Origin of the sequence: Stenotrophomonas sp. SMYL86 (genome assembly GCF_036320025.1) — a bacterium.
Taxonomy (GTDB): Bacteria; Pseudomonadota; Gammaproteobacteria; order Xanthomonadales; family Xanthomonadaceae; genus Stenotrophomonas; species Stenotrophomonas maltophilia_A.
This window is the reverse complement of the sequence record NZ_JAWIRU010000002.1, coordinates 434,851-454,982: the sequence shown is the minus strand read 5'-3', so window position 1 is coordinate 454,982 and position 20,132 is coordinate 434,851. Positions and strand designations below refer to the sequence as shown.

19 protein-coding genes and 6 tRNA genes are annotated in these 20,132 nt (G+C 66.3%); 14 read left to right on the top strand and 11 right to left on the bottom strand.

Features of this window, described 5'->3' with window-relative positions:
* Positions 1–104: 104 nt before the first annotated feature.
* From V3B64_RS04805 to V3B64_RS04780, 6 genes are all read left to right on the top strand, one after another.
* Positions 105–611, top strand: coding sequence for a hypothetical protein (locus tag V3B64_RS04805; RefSeq protein WP_329913733.1), 507 nt, complete (start codon positions 105–107; stop codon positions 609–611).
* Positions 612–734: 123 nt separating this feature from the next.
* Positions 735–1,244, top strand: coding sequence for an RNA polymerase sigma factor (locus tag V3B64_RS04800; RefSeq protein ID WP_032129371.1), 510 nt, complete (start codon positions 735–737; stop codon positions 1,242–1,244).
* Positions 1,241–2,167: a FecR domain-containing protein gene (locus tag V3B64_RS04795; RefSeq protein ID WP_032129372.1), complete on the top strand. Its 927-nt coding sequence runs from the start codon at positions 1,241–1,243 to the stop codon at positions 2,165–2,167. Before V3B64_RS04800 ends, V3B64_RS04795 begins: the two co-directional genes overlap by 4 nt.
* 64 nt (positions 2,168–2,231) lie before the next feature.
* Positions 2,232–4,703, top strand: a complete 2,472-nt coding sequence (locus V3B64_RS04790) for a TonB-dependent receptor (RefSeq protein ID WP_329913726.1) — start codon at positions 2,232–2,234, stop codon at positions 4,701–4,703.
* Complete coding sequence (locus V3B64_RS04785; protein WP_329913725.1) at positions 4,690–5,490, top strand: ChaN family lipoprotein; 801 nt, start codon at positions 4,690–4,692, stop codon at positions 5,488–5,490. The genes V3B64_RS04790 and V3B64_RS04785 overlap by 14 nt, the downstream gene beginning before the upstream one ends.
* Positions 5,483–6,196 carry an energy transducer TonB gene (locus V3B64_RS04780; RefSeq protein WP_329913724.1) on the top strand — a complete coding sequence of 238 codons (714 nt, stop codon included), beginning with the start codon at positions 5,483–5,485 and terminating at the stop codon, positions 6,194–6,196. Before V3B64_RS04785 ends, V3B64_RS04780 begins: the two co-directional genes overlap by 8 nt.
* On the opposite strand, the gene V3B64_RS04775 is transcribed toward V3B64_RS04780, so the two are convergent.
* The 8 genes from V3B64_RS04775 to V3B64_RS04740 all read right to left on the bottom strand — a co-directional run bounded on the left by V3B64_RS04775 (position 6,193) and on the right by V3B64_RS04740 (position 16,248).
* The gene (locus V3B64_RS04775; protein ID WP_100434884.1) at positions 6,193–6,627 is read right to left on the bottom strand and encodes a RidA family protein; all 435 of its coding nucleotides are present in this window, start codon (positions 6,625–6,627) and stop codon (positions 6,193–6,195) included. The genes V3B64_RS04780 and V3B64_RS04775 overlap by 4 nt on opposite strands.
* Before the next feature lie 176 nt (positions 6,628–6,803).
* Complete coding sequence (locus tag V3B64_RS04770) at positions 6,804–7,706, bottom strand: cation diffusion facilitator family transporter (protein ID WP_329913723.1); 903 nt, start codon at positions 7,704–7,706, stop codon at positions 6,804–6,806.
* Positions 7,707–7,734: 28 nt separating this feature from the next.
* Positions 7,735–10,023, bottom strand: coding sequence for an Orn/Lys/Arg decarboxylase N-terminal domain-containing protein (locus tag V3B64_RS04765; protein WP_329913722.1), 2,289 nt, complete (start codon positions 10,021–10,023; stop codon positions 7,735–7,737).
* Between the two features lie 20 nt (positions 10,024–10,043).
* The gene (adiC, locus tag V3B64_RS04760; RefSeq protein WP_329913721.1) at positions 10,044–11,396 is read right to left on the bottom strand and encodes an arginine/agmatine antiporter; all 1,353 of its coding nucleotides are present in this window, start codon (positions 11,394–11,396) and stop codon (positions 10,044–10,046) included.
* 76 nt (positions 11,397–11,472) lie between these two features.
* Complete coding sequence (locus V3B64_RS04755) at positions 11,473–12,906, bottom strand: DcaP family trimeric outer membrane transporter (RefSeq protein WP_032129378.1); 1,434 nt, start codon at positions 12,904–12,906, stop codon at positions 11,473–11,475.
* Positions 12,907–13,423: 517 nt separating this feature from the next.
* Positions 13,424–14,266: a thiol:disulfide interchange protein DsbG gene (gene dsbG, locus V3B64_RS04750; protein ID WP_032129379.1), complete on the bottom strand. Its 843-nt coding sequence runs from the start codon at positions 14,264–14,266 to the stop codon at positions 13,424–13,426.
* Positions 14,267–14,296: 30 nt separating this feature from the next.
* Positions 14,297–15,100: a TlpA disulfide reductase family protein gene (locus V3B64_RS04745; RefSeq protein ID WP_032129380.1), complete on the bottom strand. Its 804-nt coding sequence runs from the start codon at positions 15,098–15,100 to the stop codon at positions 14,297–14,299.
* Positions 15,101–15,180: 80 nt separating this feature from the next.
* The gene (locus V3B64_RS04740) at positions 15,181–16,248 is read right to left on the bottom strand and encodes a helix-turn-helix domain-containing protein (protein ID WP_032129381.1); all 1,068 of its coding nucleotides are present in this window, start codon (positions 16,246–16,248) and stop codon (positions 15,181–15,183) included.
* A gap of 186 nt (positions 16,249–16,434) precedes the next feature.
* Between V3B64_RS04740 and V3B64_RS04735 the strand changes: the two genes are divergently transcribed.
* The 7 genes from V3B64_RS04735 (at position 16,435) to V3B64_RS04705 (ending at position 17,773) form a co-directional block, all read left to right on the top strand.
* The gene (locus V3B64_RS04735; protein WP_032129382.1) at positions 16,435–16,848 is read left to right on the top strand and encodes a heavy metal-responsive transcriptional regulator; all 414 of its coding nucleotides are present in this window, start codon (positions 16,435–16,437) and stop codon (positions 16,846–16,848) included.
* An 89-nt stretch (positions 16,849–16,937) separates the two neighbouring features.
* Positions 16,938–17,013 (top strand) — tRNA-Ala (locus V3B64_RS04730).
* 54 nt (positions 17,014–17,067) lie between these two features.
* Positions 17,068–17,143 (top strand) — tRNA-Glu (locus V3B64_RS04725).
* 184 nt (positions 17,144–17,327) lie between these two features.
* A tRNA-Ala gene (locus tag V3B64_RS04720) sits at positions 17,328–17,403 on the top strand.
* A gap of 49 nt (positions 17,404–17,452) precedes the next feature.
* Positions 17,453–17,528: transfer RNA gene (locus V3B64_RS04715), tRNA-Glu, on the top strand.
* Positions 17,529–17,574: 46 nt separating this feature from the next.
* Positions 17,575–17,650 (top strand) — tRNA-Ala (locus V3B64_RS04710).
* Positions 17,651–17,697: 47 nt separating this feature from the next.
* A tRNA-Glu gene (locus V3B64_RS04705) sits at positions 17,698–17,773 on the top strand.
* 165 nt (positions 17,774–17,938) lie between these two features.
* On the opposite strand, the gene V3B64_RS04700 is transcribed toward V3B64_RS04705, so the two are convergent.
* Entirely contained in the window at positions 17,939–18,355 is a 417-nt protein-coding gene (locus V3B64_RS04700) for a GNAT family N-acetyltransferase (RefSeq protein WP_010484960.1), read from the bottom strand.
* A gap of 77 nt (positions 18,356–18,432) precedes the next feature.
* On the opposite strand from V3B64_RS04700, the gene V3B64_RS04695 reads away from it, so the two are divergent.
* A complete protein-coding gene (locus V3B64_RS04695; protein ID WP_049399994.1) occupies positions 18,433–19,389 on the top strand; it encodes an SOS response-associated peptidase family protein in 957 nt (318 codons plus the stop codon).
* Between the two features lie 45 nt (positions 19,390–19,434).
* Here the strand turns inward: V3B64_RS04695 and V3B64_RS04690 are convergent, their stop codons facing one another.
* Both V3B64_RS04690 and V3B64_RS04685 read right to left on the bottom strand, forming a co-directional pair.
* Positions 19,435–19,632 carry a hypothetical protein gene (locus V3B64_RS04690; protein WP_010484956.1) on the bottom strand — a complete coding sequence of 66 codons (198 nt, stop codon included), beginning with the start codon at positions 19,630–19,632 and terminating at the stop codon, positions 19,435–19,437.
* Positions 19,633–19,701: 69 nt separating this feature from the next.
* Complete coding sequence (locus V3B64_RS04685) at positions 19,702–20,082, bottom strand: response regulator (protein WP_032129385.1); 381 nt, start codon at positions 20,080–20,082, stop codon at positions 19,702–19,704.
* Between the last annotated feature and the right edge of the window lie 50 nt (positions 20,083–20,132).

Here is a 20,132-nt window from a genome sequence, read left to right as displayed (position 1 = left end):
CGCTCCCCCGGGCCCGGGTGGGGCCGCCCCCGCGCCGCAATCCCAACCACCCGCCCCGCGCCCGCCACTACCCCGGCTGTTCGGCCGCGTGCGAAGCTTCACCGATGCTGACCCTGCAACGCGGCAACCACCACGGACTGCTCATCGCCCCGCGCTGGCCCTCCACCCGCATCCAACTGGAAGAAGAGGTACTGCAACGCCTGCTCGACGCGCAGGCAATGCTGCCTGTGGGGCTGCGGCTACTGCTCACCCGTGGCTTCGAACCCAGCCACAGCCGTCTCGGTGGCTTCCGCCGCCTGGTGCGTCGGCTCGGCATCACCCTCTTCCGTGCCTGTTATCCGCAGCGCCGGGATGAAGTCGACGCCATCTTCGGCGCCAACGGCCACGACATCGATGGCCGTCATGTCGATGTCTCACTGGTACTGCACGGCGAGCGGCTGCGGCTGCTGCCCCTGGGCGTGTTCACCCCGCCGCGCTGGCAGCACCGCCGCATCGCCCGGTATGCCGAGCCAGTCGCACGAGCGAAGCGCAGCCTGCAGCACTGCGGATTCGTGCTGCATCACAATCCCACCGAAGCCCTGCAGATCCACTGCGATTATCGTCCCCGCTGACGCCGCGGTGGCTCATGCGGACTGCGCTCGCACCAAAGATGCAAATGATTCTCTTTTGCTGTAAGGTGCAGCCGCTGCCCTTGCCGCCGCGGGCTGTTCCCTTTCCCAGTTGTCGCCCGCCCCGTGTCCACGCCTGTCGAACCGACGGATGTCGCGCAGCTGTGCGCGGCCCATTACCGGCCGCTGCACGCCCATGTCCGCCGCAAACTCCCGCAACGCAGCGACGCCGATGACGTCGTCCAGGAAACCTGGCTGCGTGTCGTCAAGGTCGCCGCCAGTGGCCTGCTGAGCAATGGCCGCGCGTACCTGTACCGTGTTGCCCACAACCTGATTGCCGACCATTACCGGCAACGCCAGCGCCGTCGCGAAGAAGCGCTGGATGACACGCAGTTGCATGCCATCGCCGATCCTGCGCCGCTGCCCGAGCAGCGACTGCTCGACGCCGAACAGCTGCGCCACCTCGACGCGATCATCGCCGCGCTGCCACCGCGCTCGCGCCAGGTGTTCCTGCTGGCGCGGGTTGAACAGCTGGCGCTGGCCGAGATCGGGCGCCAGCTCGGCATCAGCCGGCAGACCGCGCACGGCCATCTGCTGCGCGCACTGGTCGCCCTGCAGCAGGTGCCGGGCGCATGAGCCTGGACGCGATCGCGCGCGAAGCTGCACGCTGGTGGCTGGACGGGCACGACGGTGGCCGCGACGAGAACGCGTTCGAGCAGTGGTACCAGGCCGACCCTCGCCATGCTGCGCAGTACCAGCATCTGCAACACCTGTGGCAGGCCGGTGCGACGCTGCCCAGCCTGCAGCGGCAACAGCAGCGCAGGCAACGCCGTCGCCTGCGCGAAGCCGGCATTGCGGTTCTGTTGCTGTGCGCGCTGGGTCTCTACAGCCGCCATGTGTCGCCGCCCGTAGCGCAGGTCCTGCGAACGGCCGCTGGCGAGATCCGCGAGGAGACCCTTCGGGATGGCTCGCATGTCCTGCTGTCACCCGGCAGCGAAGTGAAGGTGCGCATCGATGGGCAGCGCCGCCAGCTCCAGCTGCAGCGCGGCCAGGCCTGGTTCCAGGTCGCCGCCGATGCCGACCGGCCCTTCCAGGTGCATACCCCACAGGGCACCGTCACTGCACTGGGGACCGCATTCGATCTTGCCGTGCAGGGCAACAGCAGCGTGGTCACCGTTACCGAGCATCGCGTGCGCGTGGACAGCGGCAACGTCAGCATGCTGGCTGACCACGGCGAACAGCTGCGCTTCGATGGGCAGGCAACAGCCCATGCAACAACGACCGCCCCCGGAGCATTGGCCTGGCGCGAGCGGCGCCTGCATTGGGTCTCGGCCCCACTGGCCGACGTCACGCAGGGCCTGGACCGCTGGCATGGCGGGCACACGTGGGTCGTCGGCGAGCAGCTGCGCCAGCAGCCGGTCACCCTGCTTGGCAGTGCCGACGGTGCGGCCGGCAACCGCGACCAGTTGGCCACTCAGTTGCAGGTGCGCGTGCTGCGCCTCGGCGCGGGCATACAGGTGTGGCTGCCGCCACGCAGGGAACAGCGTGATGGACCCTGACATCCGGCCTGCGGCTGCGTCTACCCAGGATGACGACGCTCTGCGTCAGCCCCTGGAGCCCCCGATGCTGTGCCCCCGCCCCCTTGTCCTCGCCCTGTCGCTGGCCTGTACCAGTGCCCTTCCGCTGCTGCCCGGCAGTGCCCACGCACAGACCGCCACCCGTACCTACAATCTGCCCGCACAACCGCTGGCGGCCGCGCTGGACGCCTACAGCCGGCTGACCGGCGTCGATCTGGTGATCGGCGCAGCGCTGCCCGCGGGCCATTCGGCGCCTGCGCTGCGCGGTGACTTCGACGATGCGCAGGCCCTGTCGCGCCTGTTGGCAGGCAGCGGCCTGCGCCCGCGCTTCGTCGATGCGCGTCGTGCCGCCCTGGAGCCGGCGCCGGCTGAACGCGCCGATGGCAGCCGTCGCACTGGCCCGCTGCGGGTGCAGGGTACTACCGCACACGGTCAGGCACCGGGTGCCGGCGCCAGTCAATATGTACCGGCCACCCGCGATGGCTTTGCGCCCCCGGTGGGCAGCGAGCGCGTGGCGATGGCCGAACGCCAGGAAGGCAACAGCCTGCTGCGCTCGATGCCCGGCACCCACAGCTTCCATTCGCGCAGCCAGCCGGGCCTGCAGGTCAACATCCGCGGCATGACCGGTGCCGGCCGGGTCAACACCATGATCGACGGTGTCACCCAGACCTTCCGCAACAATGCCGGGCACGGCTCGGGCGGCCCGTTCGCCTATGTCGATCCCTTCCTGCTGGCCGGTGTGGACGTGCAGCGCGGTGCGGTCGCCGGTGGTGATGGCGCCGGCACGCTGGCCGGCAGTGCCAACTTCCGCACGCTGGACATCGACGATCTGCTCGGCGAGGGGCGCGACTGGGGCCTGCGTGCGGGCTACCGCCACGGCAACAACGGCTACGGCAGTGGCCGTACCTTCGCCGGTGCCTGGCGCCACAGCGAAGAGGGTGGCGACCGCCAGTTCGGCCTGCTGGCCGCCGCCAGCAGCAGCCGCAGCAGCGAATACGCGACCGCACGCGGGCAGAAGAACAACGCCGACCCGGGCAGCCAGCAGCCCAGCAGCTGGCTGTTGAAGGCGCGCCTGCAGCCCAGCGACCAGCATCGGCTGGACCTGAGCCACATGCGTTACGAAAACGACTTCTACCACAACTATCCGTGGCAGATTTCCGCGCGCAACCAGCGCGCCAGTTACCACTACACACCCTATTCGCCGTGGATCGACCTGCGTGCGACCTTCGCCAGCAACAAGACCCGGCTGTTCTACCCGCCGGTGGAGGACTCCAGCTACATCGGCCGCCGCACCCACAGCAGCCTTAGCAGCTGGACCGTGGACAACACCAGCCGCTTCGACATCGGTGCACTGCAGGCGCGCTGGAACACCGGCATCAAGCACCAATCGGACATCTATGTGGCCGATACGCCCATCCTGCGCGGTGCCAACCCGCAGGGTCGCAGCCAGCTGGACAGTGTGTTCAGCACGCTGGAGCTGCAGTACGACATCTATGCCCTGACCGCAGGACTGCGCCAGGACCGCTTCGGCATCCGTGGTCACATCCCGGTGTGCTCGGATGTGCCCGGCCAGTGCGCGGAGATCAATGGCGGCGACATCGACGTGCGTCGCACAGAGCGCGCACTCAGCCCGAGCCTGGCGGTTTCACTGCAGGCCACCGACTGGCTGCAGCTGTTCGCCGAGGTCTCGCGCACGTCGCGGCCGCCGCGCGTGCAGGAAATGTTCTTCGAGAAGATCCCGCTGGAGGACGCCAGCGTCGCCGACGGCATCGGCGCCAATCCGTTCCTGCGCCGCGAGCGCTCGCGCAACCTGCAGTTCGGCGTCAACCTCAGCACCGACTCGCTGCTGGTCGACGGTGACCTGGCACAACTGCGGGTCACCCGCTTCGACAACCGCATCCGCGACTACATCAAGCCGCAGTACCTGCTGATCGTGCATCCGCCGGAAGTGGAACCGTTCGTGGTGCCGATCGACAGCGATCCGCAACTCAATGCCTGGACCGATGTGCTGGACGCCGACGACTTCAGCGCCACCACGCGCTGGATGAACCACCCCGGCGTGGTGCGCATGCGCGGCATCGAACTGGAAGCCCATTACGCCAGCGAGCACTACCACGCCACGCTGAGCTGGACCCGCTCGCGCACCAGCGCGCCGGCCATCGAGTTCGTCAACCTGGAAGACATCACCGCCCTGCCCGACCGCTACTGGACGCTGGACGTGGGCGGCCGCTGGTGGCAGCAGCGCGTGCAGGCCGGCCTGCGCGCCGAGTACTCCGGTCCGACCGAGGAAGGCTACGACTTCTTCCAGACCCGCAAGACCGGCGGCACCGGCGTGCTGCTGGACTTCTACGCCAGCTTCAAGCCGCAGGCCAACACCACGCTGTGGCTGAACATCGAAAACCTGCAGAACAAGGCCTATGACAACAATGCCTCGATCGACAGCATCTTCAGTCCGATCCTGGACCGCGGCAACGGCCGTGGCCGTACCGTCTCGATGGGCGTCAATGTGGCGTTCTAGCCGTCGCTGGCTGCCGCTGTGCCTGCTCGCGCTCGCGTCAATGGCCAGCGCGCAGCCGATGCCCGGCAAGGTGCTGGACCTCGCCAGCGGCCAGACCCTGGACGAAGCTGCGTTCGTGAAGCGCGCAGCGAACGCTCCGCGACTGCTGCTGGGCGAACGCCACGACCTGGCCGGTGACCACGCTGCCCAGCGCTGGCTGCTGCACGCGCTGCAGCAGCAGCGTCCACAAGGCGCGCTGGTGCTGGAGATGATTGCCAGCGAACGCCAGCCGCGCCTGCAGCGGGTGCAGCGCTGGCTGGCCAAGGGCAACCATGCCGACGGTGCACGCCTGCAGGAGCTGCTGGGCTGGGATACACGATGGCCGTGGACCGCCTACGGCGGGCTGGTGCAGGACGCCACCGCTGCCGGCATCCCCTTGTTCGGCGGCAATCTCGCGCGCGTCGAGGTCAACGCCCACCTGGCGTCCGCTGATGCAGTGCGGTTCCCGGTGCCCGCCGCCCGCCAACGCCTGTCGGATGTGGTTCTGGCCCAGCACGCAGACGCGGCACCGATGCTGGAAGGGATGCTGGCCGTGCAACAGGCCCGCGACACGCGCATGGCACAGGTGCTGACCGCAGCCCCCGCACCCGCGCTGCTGGTAGCCGGTCGCTGGCATGTGCTGCGCGGCACCGGGGTGCCGGGCTACCTGTCACCGGATACGCCTGCGCTGGTGATCGCATTGGCCTCGCCGGGTGAAACCGTCGGTGCTGCTGATGCCGATCTGCTGTGGGTGCTGGACGATGAGTGAGCGCGGCCAACACTGGCAGGCGATCGTGATCACCGTCGTCCTGCACCTGCTGCCCCTGCTGCTGTTGGTGCACTGGGTTGCAATGCCGCCGATGCTGCCACCGCCGGAGCAGGACGTGCGCATCAGCCTGCGCCTGCTGGCACCGGCCACGCCGCCACAGCCCGTAGAGGAGCGCCAGGCCGATACCCCCAGCCAGGCGCAGCAGGCGCGTGCATCGCAACCGACCAAGTCGCCGCCACCACCGAAGCCTACCGCCGCGCGCGAGGGCGAGTTGGCCGCCAGCGAAACGGGCGGGACGGGTCGAAAGCCGCTGCCGGTCGCCCCGCCTGCGGCCGCGACCGATGCAAGTCCCGCACCGGCATCGATCACGGCCGCGCCGCCCGCTCCAGACGCGCCACCGGCGGACTTCCAGGCCGGCGCCGCCAGCGACCAGTGGGAAGCCCGCCTGATGGCGCGGCTGGAGCGTTACCGCTATTACCCTGCCGCCGCGCGCTCGCGCCGGCAGCAGGGCACTGCCTGGGTCAGGGCCAGCATCGACCGCGAAGGTCGCCTGCTGGCGCTGCGGCTGGAGCAGTCCAGTGGCCAGCCGATGCTCGATGACGCTGCGCTGCAGACCTTCCGTCGCGCGCAGCCGCTGCCGCCCATTCCCAAGGAACTGAAGGCACCGCAGGAACTGGTGGTGCCGGTGGAGTACTACCTGCGCTAGGCGGCGTAGGCCTCCGCCTCGATCTCGAACAGCATGCCGTCCAACGCCAGTCGCGGCACCGGGATCAGCGTGCAGGTGGGCGCCGCGCGGTTCGGCCAGCGCCGTCGCACCTGGTGGGCAATGATGCCCAGCCGGTCCTCATCGTGGTCGACCACCAGGATGCGCAGCCGCGCCACATCGGCCAGACTTGCCTGCGCCGATCGCAGCGCGGTCTGCAGGTTGTCCAGCGCCTGCCCGACCTGTTCTTCGAAGCTGGGCGAGAGGCGGCCCTGGGCATCTTCGCCGCCCTGCCCTGCGACATGGATCACCCGTGCCGGCAGGCGCACCACCGCCACGTGTGAGTAGCCGTTGGCCGAAGGATCGTAGAGACCCGGTGGATTGAACAGTTCCATCAGGCCATGGCTGAGGTCCGGTGTGGTCAGCAGGTTCATGCCGCGCGCCTCGTGGGGGATGCCGGCAGTCTGTGACCTCAACTCCGGTTGAGGTCAAATGGATCCGGTGCAACAGACCGGTCTGCCACGCGCAACGATCGCGCGTTCCCGTGGACTCGAGCCTGCTCGACTTCCACCAACCAGAAGCAGTCGAGCAAGACTCTACAGAAGCGTGGTCACGTCCACGCTGGGTCTGCGGTGAAATCAATGGTCAACCAGAACGTGCTGCCCCGCGCATCCAGCCGCACCGCAATCTCGTCGCGCATCGCATCGACCTCGCCCACTGAACCCAACGGCATGGCCGGGTCAGCCAGCACGTGGATCTCGATGAAGCGCATCCGCCCCATCTTCGCCACATGGCTGGTGAAACCGGCATAGCCACGCTCGGCGACGAACGCCTGCATCACCCGCTGCACGCGCCGGTCCAGATCATCCGGTGCCACCTGCAGCACTTCGCGCATGGCCTTCCAGGCACCCCGCGCCGGCACCGGCAACACCGCCAGGCTGATCAACGCCAGCACGATCGAATCCAGGTACGGCACCCAGTGGTGCCACTCACCACCGTGCAGGACCAGCGCCAACACAAAGGCCAGTACCACTGCCAGGCTCATCAACCCGCCCAGCAGCCAGCCCCGTACATCCAGCCACAACAGCGCGGAGCGCAGATGCCGCGCCCGCTGCGCGACGAAGGCCGCCATCGCCAGGTTGCTGGCACTCAGCAACGCCGCCCACCACAGCGCGGGCCCGAATTTCACTTCGTGCCCGCCCGTGGTCAAACCGATCACGGCGTTGGCCAGCGCGTACACGCAGGCCAGCGACAGGATAACCCCACCCAACGCCTCGACCATCGGCTCCAGATGCCAGTAGCCGTACTGGAAGCGCGGGCTCTGTTCCCGCGCTACCAGCCGCAGCACCGACAACGACACCAGGGTCAGGGCGACATCGACCAGGCTGTACACGCCGTCGAACAGGATGGCCTGCGATCCCACCAGCAGGCCACCGATGAAGCCGACCGCGCTGACCGCCAGGGTGACCCCGATCGAGAACTTCAGGATGCGTTGCTCGCGCGCGGTATCCATCGTTCGCCGAACGGCCGACCGTTGCCGGTCAGGCCTTCAGCACCTCCACCTTGTACGAAACCGCATCACCCTCCTGCTCGATGATGAGCCCGTGCACGTCCGACTCGAAGCCCGGGAAACGCGCATTCTGCTCGCGGGCGATGCGCAGCGACTGGATGATCGGCTCGTCGCTGTCGCCGAAGCGCTCGCCCGGCATGATGGTCGGGATGCCCGGCGGGTACGGCACCAGCATGGTCGCCGCAATGCGGCCACTGATCTGCTCGATGTCGACCCGTTCGATCTCGCCCTTCACCAGGTGGTTGTAGGCATCGGCCGGGGTCATCACCGGCGTCGGCAGATCCACGTACATCTCGCGCATCACCTTGGCCACGGCGAATTCCTGGTTGAACGCATGCAGCGCGTCGCACAGGTCACGTAGGCCCCAGCCGGCGTAGGCATTCGGATAGTCGGCGACCAGCGTCGGCAGTGCCTGGCTCAGCGGCGCATTGCGATCGTAGAGCTCCTTGAACGCCATCAGCTCGGTGACCAGGGTGCTCCACTTGCCCTTGGTGATGCCCATCGAGAACAGGAACAGCACCGAGTACAGGTTGGTCTTCTCCACGGTGATGCCGCGGCCCCACAGGAACTTGCTCAGCACCGCCGCCGGGATGCCCAGCTTGCCCATGCTGCCGTCCATCGCCAGGCCCGGCGTCAGCAGGGTCACCTTGATCGGATCGATCAGCACATAGTCATCGACCAGGTTCTCGAAACCGTGCCAGTGCGCATCCGGCTGCAGGTACCACTCCTCGCGCTTGGCCACCAGCGGCGCCGGTGTATCGCCCTTGTCCAGGCTGCGCTCGACCTGGGTCGGCTGCCACACGCTGAACCACCAGTCGTCGCGACCGAGGTCGTCGCGCACGTGCAGCATCGCGCGGCGGAAGGCGATGGCCTCGTCGTGCATTTCCTGTACAAGCGAGCGGCCCGCGTCGCCTTCCATCATCTTCGAGGCCACGTCACAGGCCGCGATCACCCCGTAGTGCGGGCTGGTCGAGGTGTGCATCATGAACGACTCGTTGAAACGCTCGGCATCCAGGTTGCGCTGCGCCGAGTTGCGCACGTGGATCATCGACGCCTGCGAGAACGCGGCCAGCAGCTTGTGGGTGGAATGCGTGGTGAAGATGATCGCATCCTGCTCGCGCGGCTTGCCCTTGGCCATGCCGTAGTGGTTCTCGTAGAACGGATGGAACGCAGCATAGGCGTACCACGCTTCGTCGAAATGCAGGAAGTCGACCGCGCTGCCGATCTCGTCGGCGATCTTCTCGGCGTTGTAGCACAGGCCGTCGTAGGTCGAGTTGGTGACCACCGCGATGCGCGGCTTGGAGCCGGCCTTGTAGGCCTGGCTGGCCAGCGGGTTGGCGGCGATGCGCTGCTGCAGCGACTCCGGCGTGAACTGGTCCAGGCTGATCGGGCCGATGATGCCGTGCGCGTTGCGGCTGGGCGTGAAGTACACCGGCACCGCACCGGTCATGATCAGCGCGTGCAGCAGCGACTTGTGGCAGTTGCGATCGACGAACACCACGTCACCGCGCGCCACCGTGCCATGCCAGACGATCTTGTTGGCGGTGGAGGTACCATTGGTAACGAAGAAGGTATGGTCGGCACCGAAGTTGCGTGCGGCCTCGTTCTCGGCGTCCTTGATCGGGCCGGTGTGATCGAGCAGCGAACCCAGTTCCGGCACCGAGATCGACAGATCGCTGCGCAGCGTGTTCTCGCCGTAGAACTGATGGAACGCGCGCCCGACCGGCGACTTGGTGAACGCCACGCCGCCGGCATGGCCGGGCGTGTGCCAGGAGTAGTTCGACTCGGCCGCATGGTGGGTCAATGCCTTGAAGAACGGCGGCAGCAGGTTCTTCATGTAGTCTTCGGCCGCGCGCATCACCTGCCGCGAGATGAAGCTCTTGGTATCTTCAAACAGGAAGATGAAGCCGTGGATGTACTTGAGCAGTTTGCTCGGCACCTTCTCGATGGTGCGGCGCTCGCCGTACAGGAACACCGGCAGATTGGCGCGGCGTGCGCTCTGCTCGCGCAGGAAGGCGGTCAGGCGCTGGAACTCGCCATCCACCTCTTCACTGCCGTCGATCGAGATCAGCACCGCCGAGGCCGCCACGTAGGTGCGGGCACCGGCGCGGGCATCATCCAGGTTCAGGCCGCACAGCACGCGCTGGTCGTTGCTGCGCAGCTCCTCCACCAGGGCGCGGATCAGGATGCCGCCGATGCGCGGCGACTCGTAGTCGTTGTCGATGACAATGACCGGATAGTCCAGGGACTTGAAGTACACGTTGATTCTCCTTGTCTAACTCAGGAACGCTGGGCGCCGGCGCTGATCGCCGAGGCCTCGCGGGCGCGCTGCCGCTGCTGGCGGCGCTCCTCGCTGAAGAAGGGATAGAACACGGTGATGAACAGCACGAACAGGAAGGCGTACTGCACGATGGTTCCCGACGAGCCGTAGATCGCCCACAGGCAGTACACGACGGTCAGGCTGGTCAGTGTCCAGAACGCACCGGTGTGAACCAGGGTGTGCGAACGCTCGACCACGAAGTAGCAGGCCACGCACGAGTAGATGTAGGGCAGCAGGGTCAGCACCACCGCCGCCGACGTGATCACGTCGAACTGGGCCGACGCGGTTTCCGAGGTGGAGGTGACCAGCACCGCCAGGGTCATCAGCACCGCCACGATCAGCACGCCCTTGACCGGCACGTCGTCCTTGTTGGTCTTGCTGAAGATGCTCGGGAACAGGCCATCATCGGAGGCCGCCTTGGCACTCTGTGCGGTCAGCAGGATCCAGCCGCCCAGCGAACCGGCAGCGCCGATGAAGGCACACAGGCTCACCAGCGCGCCGCCCCAGCCACCGACGGCCTTGGCGGCAGCCAGTGCAAACGGTGCATCAGAAGTCTGCAGCTCGCCATTGGGCACCATGCCCATGATCACCGACGAACTGGCGATGTAGGCGATGGCAGCCAGGAACACGCCCGCCAGGGTGGCGCGGGCCACGTTCTTTTCCGGATTCTCCACCACGCCGGCAGTCACCGAAGCGGATTCGACGCCGATGAAGGCCCACAGGGTCAGTGCCGCCGCACTGGAGATCGCGCCGAAGTTGGATTCACCGGACACGTTGTAGGCGCCCTTGAAGATGTCGGCATCGAAGAAGAACCAGCCGAAAATGGCGATGCCCAGAATCGGCACCAGCGCGAAGCTGGTGGTGACCGTCTGCACGCGGCTGACGAAGGCCGGGCCGATCATGTTGGCGAAGCTCAGCGCCCACACCAGCACCAACACCGCGATGCAGCGCACCAGCGGCTCGGACAGCATCGGGAAGAAGTAGCTGAAGTAGCCCACCGCCGCGATCGGGATGGCGACGTTGCCGATCCAGTTGGCGAACCAGTAGATGGTATTGGTCTGGAAGCCCATGTAGGGCCCGAACCAGTCACGCGCATAGGCATAGGGACCGCCGGCCTTCGGTGCCAGCTTGCCCAGCTTGGCGAATACGAAGGCCAGCAGCAGCGCACCGGCGGTGGTGATCAGCCAGCCCCAGATCGAGGCGGTGCCGATCTTGGCCAGACTGGACGGCAACAGGAACACGCCTGAGCCCATCATGTTGCCGGCGACAAGGAAGGTGGCTCCGACCACCCCGATTTTCTTTGCTTCTGCCATGACAATCTCCTGTACTGGCATGAGCCCGGTACAACCGGGCGTGGGGACGGTTACGCTGGCGTACGACCGCTGGCGCCTATTTGATGAAGTTGTATTGCAGACTGCCCTGCACCCGGACCGTGTCGCCGCGCGCGCCGCTCTGCTGTTCCAGGCGGCCGTACAGCAGCTCCATGCCCATCGTCCACGACGGTGCCGGGCTCCAGATCAGGTTGAACACGCCGTAGCGGCTCTGACGGAATGCGTCGGCTGCCAATGCAGCATTCCGCTCCAGGGTCAGCTGGCCGAAGATCAGGTTCGAACGCCACAGCTCGGACCAGTAGTGGGTGTAGCCAACGAACCCACCGTGCAGGTCCAGCGCATCAAGGCGGCCATCGGCACCGACCACCGCGTCCAGCCCGGAGCCGGTCAGGTCGGCGGTGTAACGGCTGAGGCCGCGCCCGCCGAGGGCACCGAACAGCAGCAGGTCGCGCTCGCCTACCGAGGCCGAACCGCTGAGTTGCAGGCCACCGGCCATACGCCGGTCGCGCTCGCCATCGCCGTCATAGGCCAGGCTGCGTGCCACCGCACCCAGCTGCAGGTGGCCCCAGTCGCGCTCCATGCGCGCGGTCACCGTCACGTCGGGCAGGCGGTTCACTGCGGCTCGCTCATCGCTGGCGCCGGCAAGTTCGGTCTTCGGATCTTCGGCGGCGACGGTCAGGGTGTTGCCCTTGCCCATCGCGAAACTGTGGTGGATGCCTGCCACCAGCAGGTAGCCGGCACCGCCGGGACCTTCGAAATCCAATGTGTCGGGCAGGCTGTCCGGATCCATGAAGCTGGAGTAGCCGTAACCAGCATAGGTATTGCCGAGCTGGCCATAGGCATGGCGCAGCCGGAACTCGTAGCCGTCACTACTGCCGAAGAAGTCGTTCTCCAGGTAGAAGCGCAGGTTGCCGTGCGTGGTCGGACGTCGCGCCTCGAAACTGAAGCGGGTCTGCTTGGCATGGATGTTGAAGTTCGAGACATCACGATGACTGCCACCGACCGGCATCGACGAGGGAATGAACTGATCCTCATCCCCCGCTGCACGCGAATCGGCGATGGCATCCAGCTTGGCGTAGCCGCCGATACGGATCACCGTGTCAGTACCCGGAATGGCGAAGAAGCCCTTCAGATCCGGATCGGTCGGGCCGGCCGCACTGTCCGGTCGCGACGCGGCGGTGGACGGATCGGCCACCGATTCGCGCTGCGGCAGCACCGGCTGTGCCACGCCCGGTACCTGAGTGGGGTGCAGCAGGTTGGCAGTGCTGGCAGGCGCGACCACGGCGGCGGGTGCCTGTGCTGTAGCAGGCGCAACGGTTGCGTCGCGCTGCTCAAGGCGGTCCAAACGCTGCTGCATGCCCTCCAGCGCCTGCCGCATGGCCGCAATCTCACGACGCAGCGCCTGCGCGTCCTCCTTGTCATCCACCTGTGCATACGCCGGCGTGATCGCCAGTGCTGTCACACAGGCCAGGCTCAGTACCGCCACGCGCATTGCATCCTCCCTGGACGACCCCTGTTCGCAGCACGCAGACAGGACGCACGCATGCGCCACTCCGGCCTCGTGCTGCCGTTGCTGGAAATGCGGATACTGCGTCGACGACACCGGCCAGCCTGCGCATGGCAGGCAACAGGACGATGACACTGTCCTGCCCGCACCGATGTCGACGCCATCAAGGCCGCGCTGCCAGAGAGGTGGCGACCGCAGCGGTCTGGGTAACAAGCACGGAGTGAGAGTGTCGTGAATGGCTGTGCCAGCCGACCCTGATCAGGGCGTGGCGAGCGCGGCATCCATCGCGCATTGACGCTGTATTCCATGCGTCACAGGCTAATCCGCCTGTCGTTTTTGGCCTTGATTGGAATCAAGGCGGGATGCTTGATGTCAGTCACGATTCAGACGTGACGATGAACCACTGTTGCGCGGGCCCGCAACCGCAATGCCCGCCATGGAATGCGACAGGCCCGCATGCTGCCATGCGGGCCTGCGCAATGTTTCATGGGGCTGGCGCCACTCAGCGCGGGCCAAGCACCGTCTGCAGATCGGCACCCTGCGGCAGACCCGCACGACGCTGCACCTGGCCCTGTGCGTCCTGGAACAGGATGCCCGGTGTGCCCTGGAAGCCCATCTCGATCATCAGCACCTGATTGGCGTCGAGCTTGCCAGCGATCTCGCGGCTGATGTTCGGCAGCGCCTTGATGCCACCGCGATCAAAATCGTGCTCGTTCTGCAGCAGCGCTGCGCTCGGGTCACGCGCGGCAAGGATCGCCGCGGCCTTGGCCGGGCTGTCCTCGCGGATCACGCCGACCATGATGTGACGCAGCTGCACCTTGCCAGCATCGACCCACGGCCGTGCCGCTTCCCAGAACTTGTGGCAGTACGGGCAGTTGGCATCGCTGAAGGTGTAGACCACGCGCGGCGCATCGGCCTTGCCATCACGCACCCAGGCGCTGGCTTCCAGCTTGGTCCACATCTTGGCCGACATCGGCGAAGCCACCAGCTTCTCAACGGCCTCAGCGGCTACATCGTTGCCCTCCGCATCGAACAGGCTGCCGACCAGTACGTTCTTGCCGTCAGCAGTGACATAGGCCGCTGCCGGCTGCTGGCCGCCGACCACGCCGGCGAAGCCCCGCAGGCCACCGGGAGCATCGAATTCTGCGACGACCTCGAAACCATGCTTCTCGATGCCCTTCAGCACCGCAGGACGATCGCCCTTGTTGGCCGTGGCTGTGGCGCTCGCTGCCGGTGCCGCGGCGGTCTTGCCCGGTGGCGTCTGTGCCTGGCTGCAGGCGGCCAATGCCAGCAGGACCGGCAGCAACAGCACCGCAGGGGCGGTGCGCAGGGAAGTCGACAACATGGGAACTCCGTAGTGAGATGCCCGCGCAGGCTACCGCAGCCGGCGCAGTTTGTGTTCAAGACCGGCTGCAGTCAGTTCGCCGAGGTGCAGTTCACGCAGGCGCCCTTCGGCATCGAAGAACAGGGTCGAGGGATAGGCCTGCACGCCCAGCACCGTGGATGCCGCAGCGTCATCATCGAGCAAAACGTTGTGCAGCAGGAGCCGTTCGCGCGCAACGAAACCCTGGACCTCCTCAAGGGTTTCACCCTGATTGAGGAACACGAACTGCACATCCGCATGTGCCTGCTGCGCCGCAGCCAGGACCGGCATCTCGCGCCGGCAGGGCCCGCACCAGGTCGCCCAGAGATTCAGCACAAGCGGTTTTCCCCGGAACTGCTGCAGATCAACCCTGCCCCCCTGCAGATCAGCAACCTGCAGTACCGGCAAGGGCATCTGACGCTCCTGCCATGCGGACAGCAGCTGACTGCCGCCCGCCCATAGCAGCACACCCGCCAACGCCGCGCCCAGCACCGGGGCGCGCAACGCCCGCCATGGGCGCACCCGCCACAGCCCCCATGCCGAACCCGCAACCAGGACAACCACCAGGTGGTAGCCACCATCGGCAATCTGCAGAATGCTCCACGGCGCCTCGCGATACAGGGCGAAGTTCAAGGCCACGAAGCTGATGCGACCACACAGCAGGCCCACCAGCAGCATGTCCAGAACCATGCTGGGTGCAGAAGGCAGCGGCATGCCGTCCTTCCTGCGTGGCCACAGACGCGCCACGGCCATGGCAATCACTACGCACACGAGAATCAACACCACCGGCATCGGCACCGGCCCAACGCTCGACATCAGACCACCTGTTCAATCGTCCACTGACTGCATGGTCGAAGTGTCGCGCTCCGGTTGCAAGCGCGACGATGCCGCCGACATCAGGCCGCGCTGCGCCCCAGTTGCATCACCGACGGCGATTGCAGCCCGCGCAGGCTGCCTGCCACCGACGGCATCAAGGGCCGCTCGCGACGCTTGCTGCTGACGTGACGCCGATAGTTGGCCGGCGTCATGCCAACGATGCGCAGGAACAACCGGCGGAAAGCACTCTGATCAGCGTAGCCGACACCCCACGCCACCTCATCGATACCCGCCCCCTGCTGCAGCAGGGTCTGCGCCTTGGCGATGCGCAGCCGTTGGCAGTATTCGATCGGCCGCAGGCCGGTGGCCTTGAGGAACCGCCGCTGCAGTGTGCGCGGCTCCAGCCCGGAGACCTCGCAGATCGCGGCAAGGGTGGCGCCGCGTGCCGCCGTGGTGTGCAGCCAGCGCTGTGCCTTCAGCACATCACGATCGCCATGTGCGAAGTTGGCGCTGAAGCGCTCCAGGTCCTGCTGGATCGTGGCGGGCACGGTGATGCCCAGTTGCTGTGCGACCGCACTGGCCACACCCTGCCCGTGCAGCCGGTACAACAGTCGCAGGCCAAGGAAGCGCCAGGCCTGGGCCCCGCCGACCGTCAGCAGGTCACCGTCATCCACCAGCGCCCGCTCGCTCGGCACCCAGCTCGCGGCCTGCGCCTGCAGGCCTGGATGGCGCCCGAGATCGGGGCCACTGACCGTACGCCCGGCCAGCAACCCGGCGCGTGCCAGCACGCTGACGCCATCACTGGCGGCGGCCAGCAGACTGCCGCCGTCATAGTGCGCGCGCAGCCAGTCCAGCAGGACCTCGTCCGCGCGCAGGCACGCGCCTGCACTGATCTGGCCGGGAACCGCGATCACAGCCGGGATGGCCGCATCGAGCATTTCCGCACCCGCAATACGATGCACCCCGGTCTGGCTGGCCGGCACGATCCAGCGGGTGACCAGCACCCGCTTGAACGGCCGACGCTGCTGCTGGGCAAGGCGATTGGCAACGTGCGCCATTTCGGCCAGTACGGAGGCGGCAGACGGATCACCTCCCGGGTATTCAACCACCGCGATCTCGACGAATCCTTCGTTCCTGAATCCTTCCACAGACCACCTCCTCGGTTCGTTGCAGGCCATCGAACGGCCGGTTCAGGCGAAGGGTAGGAACTGGTCCATCGGCGGGGCTATGAAGAAAGTTGCAAAGTGCGCTGAATGCGCGCACCCGGGCCAAGCCTTGACTCTCGACCAGACTCCAGGCTTCACAATGGTCGGCAGCCCCTGCAGGAATCCGCCATGAACATTGGACAACTGGCCCGCCAGGCGGGCGTACCGATCGATACGGTGCGCTACTACGAACGACAGCAGCTGCTGCCGACTGCGGCCCGCTCGGCGGGTGGCTACCGCATCTTCGGCGAGCAGGACCTGCGCCGGCTGCGATTCATCCGCCGCGCCAAGGCGCTGGGCTTCAGCCTTGAAGAGATCGGCGAGCTGCTCGCATTGAGCGATCGCCATTCGCAGGACATGGGCAGCGTGCGCGACACCGCGCAGGCGCGCCTGCAGGACATCGCACAGCGGATGGCGGAGCTGCAACGCATGCACACTGCACTTTCGCTGCTGGTCGACGCCTGCCCAGGTCACGGCGCGCTGGACCAGTGCCCGATCCTGGCGGCACTGACCGACGACGCTGCACAGGCGAAAGGCGACTGACATCGGCTTCGCAACGCAGGTGAAGAAAAGTGCAACAAATGCTTGCCAACCCCCTGGGGCAAGGCTATTATTTCGCTCCTCAGCGACGTGGGGCCATAGCTCAGCTGGGAGAGCGCCTGCATGGCATGCAGGAGGTCAGCGGTTCGATCCCGCTTGGCTCCACCAATCTTTCGGCATTAGGCCGTCGAAAGGTCGCTAAAGAACATTGATGAGAATTGCGTCCCCATCGTCTAGAGGCCTAGGACATCACCCTTTCACGGTGGCGACCGGGGTTCGAATCCCCGTGGGGACGCCACTCATCACGAACAACGAGGACCCGGCCGATAACCGGGTCTTTTTTGTTCACCGCCTACCGGCATTCAGGTTGTGGCGTTGCGGTTCCCCTGCCCTCGTGGTCGCGGTTGAACCGGAACGAAAAAAGCTCAAAAAAAGCTTCCACAAACGTGAACACGCAGGTATGATAGGCGGCTCGGTAACACGGGGCCATAGCTCAGCTGGGAGAGCGCCTGCATGGCATGCAGGAGGTCAGCGGTTCGATCCCGCTTGGCTCCACCACTTTCGACATTAGGCCGTCGAAAGTTCTACAACTTGAAGTTTTTCGTGCGTCCCCATCGTCTAGAGGCCTAGGACATCACCCTTTCACGGTGGCGACCGGGGTTCGAATCCCCGTGGGGACGCCAGTTTCAAAACGGACTCTGCTCCCGGCAGATCATCCGGAGTTTCATTGGGGCCATAGCTCAGCTGGGAGAGCGCCTGCATGGCATGCAGGAGGTCAGCGGTTCGATCCCGCTTGGCTCCACCACTTCGACATTAGGCCGTCGAAGGATCTACAACTTGAAGTTTTCGTGCGTCCCCATCGTCTAGAGGCCTAGGACATCACCCTTTCACGGTGGCGACCGGGGTTCGAATCCCCGTGGGGACGCCAATTCTTTAAAACCCCGGCTTCGGCCGGGGTTTTTCTTTGCCTGTGATTCCTGGGAAGGCCCTATCCACGCATGGCGCGGATCTACTGCAGGGCCGGGATGGATCCGGCGGCCGGTTGGCCCAGTAGATCCACGCCATGCGTGGATGGCTTCAACTCGGCCACACCTCAGAACCGGCGATACATCCCGATCGATGCAGGTGCGGTGGGTGCGAAACCAAACTGCGCGTACAACCGGTGCGCTTCACCATCTGCCAGAAGGCTGACGTATGCCGACGGCGGCAGGTTCGCCTGCATCCAGCCCTCCAGGCGACGCATCACTTCCTTGCCCAGGCCCTGACCCTGCAGGCGCGGCAACACAGCGATATCGCAGACCTGCAGGTGGCAGCCCCCATCGCCGACGATGCGCCCCATCGCCACCAGCTCGTTACCCTGGTAGGCACACACGCCATACAGGGTATTGGGCAGCGCGCGTGCCGCCGCCTCCTGGCTCTTGGCACTGAGGCCCGCCAGCACACGCAGCTGGCAATAGTCTTCGACCGTGGGCACGGCGTCGCGGAACTGGCAGGCGACGGAATCATTCATGCGCTATCTCCCTGTAGGTCGGGCTATCCTGCCTCATCCATGTCGCAGCTGCTGCGACCCACGCCCGCAGAGTTCCCATGTGCTATTCCGCCCTGATCCGCGCCGACTACGCCAAGCTGGTGCGCGAGTTCGGCGCCATCCTGTCGCTGGAAGAATTCGCGGAGCTGTACGCGCACGATCCTGGCAAGAAGCGCCCCAGAACTCCCAAGGCGATGGATGACGGCTTCGCCGGCGCGCGCACCGAGCAGGGCCGCGACATCGTCGCGAAAATCCAGCAGTGGCATGCGCAGGAACGCCAGGATCTGGAAGCGGAGCTGGCCCGCCAGCGCGAGCGACGCGATATTGCCAATGCCACGCTGGCGACCCGCCCCACCCAGAAGGCACGCAACGACCTGCGCGTGGCCGGCAACCGCATCGATCGTGCGCAGGCTCGGCTGGAAGATCTGCACCGGGTGCAGCTGCTGCCGCGCGACAACCGTATTTTCCCCGGTACCTACGCACCGGTGATGGTCAGCGAGGGCGGCAAACGCGTGATCAAGCCGATGCGCTACCAGTGCCGGCTGCCGGACAAGCCTGCGCGCAACGACGTGCTATATCCGGGCACCTACAACGCGCGGCGCGACAGCCTGGAAGGCTATTGGCGCGGTGCGTTCGGGCTGCGCCACGGTGTGGTGGTGGTGCAGGCGTTCTATGAGCACGTGCCACGCCATGCCATCGCCGGCCGTACGCTGGGTGCCGATGAGAAGGATCAGGACGTGGTGCTGGAGTTCCGGCCCGATCCCCCGCGCGACCTGCTGCTGGCCTGCCTGTGGGCGGAATGGGAAGGACCGGAAGGTCGCCTCCTGTCATTTGCCACGATCACCGACACGCCTCCACACGACGTCGCCGCTGCGGGCCATGACCGCGGCGTCGTTCCCATCCGCAAGGAACACCTCGATGCCTGGCTCAATCCCGATCCGGATGACCTGGCGCGGCAGTACCGCATCCTCGACGACCGCGAGGAGATCCGCTACGTATACGAAGAAGCGGGCTGAACACCGCGCACAGATGAAAAACCCCGCCTGGGCGGGGTTCATGGATCAGGGATTGCCGCCGCACATCGCCTCTTCGCAGAAGGCCTGTTCCTGCAGGCACTGTTCAACCTCTCCACCCCGCGCGATGCAGCTCTTGTAGAGCTGGAAACAGGGCTGGCCACACCACGCGGCAGAGGCCGTACCACCGAAGACCGCCATCGAAAGGACACCCGCAGCAACCATGCGCTTGATCCACTTCTTCATGCCACTCTCCTTGTAGGCCTGAGCATTCAGGCCCGGGCAGGATACGCCCACCGCTTCAGCACGCGCCAATCAGGCGCTGGCGCTGGCGCGGCCCACTGCGCGTACCAGCGCTTGGCTCAGATCTGCCGAGAGATAGGGCTTGACCAGCAGCACGCCGGCCAGCATCGGCTCGGGCAGCTGCTCGGCCTGCATCCCGGTGGCCAGCACGAACGGCACCCCGCGCGCCGACAGTGCCGCAGCCACCGGCTCGCTGGTCTCATTGCGGGCCAGGCGGTAATCGAGCAGGGCCACGTCCGGGGTCGACGCCTGCAGCAGGCGCAGCGCTTCAGCCACGCTCGCGGCCAGCCCCACCACCGTCGCACCGGCATGCACCAGCTGCATCTGCAGCAGTGCGGCACTCATCTCGTCGTTCTCGACCACCAGCACCCTCAGGTCCTGCAACACTGTCATCGGCTACCGCTCCTGGAGGCATTCAAGCCGCCGCAGTATAGCCATGACAG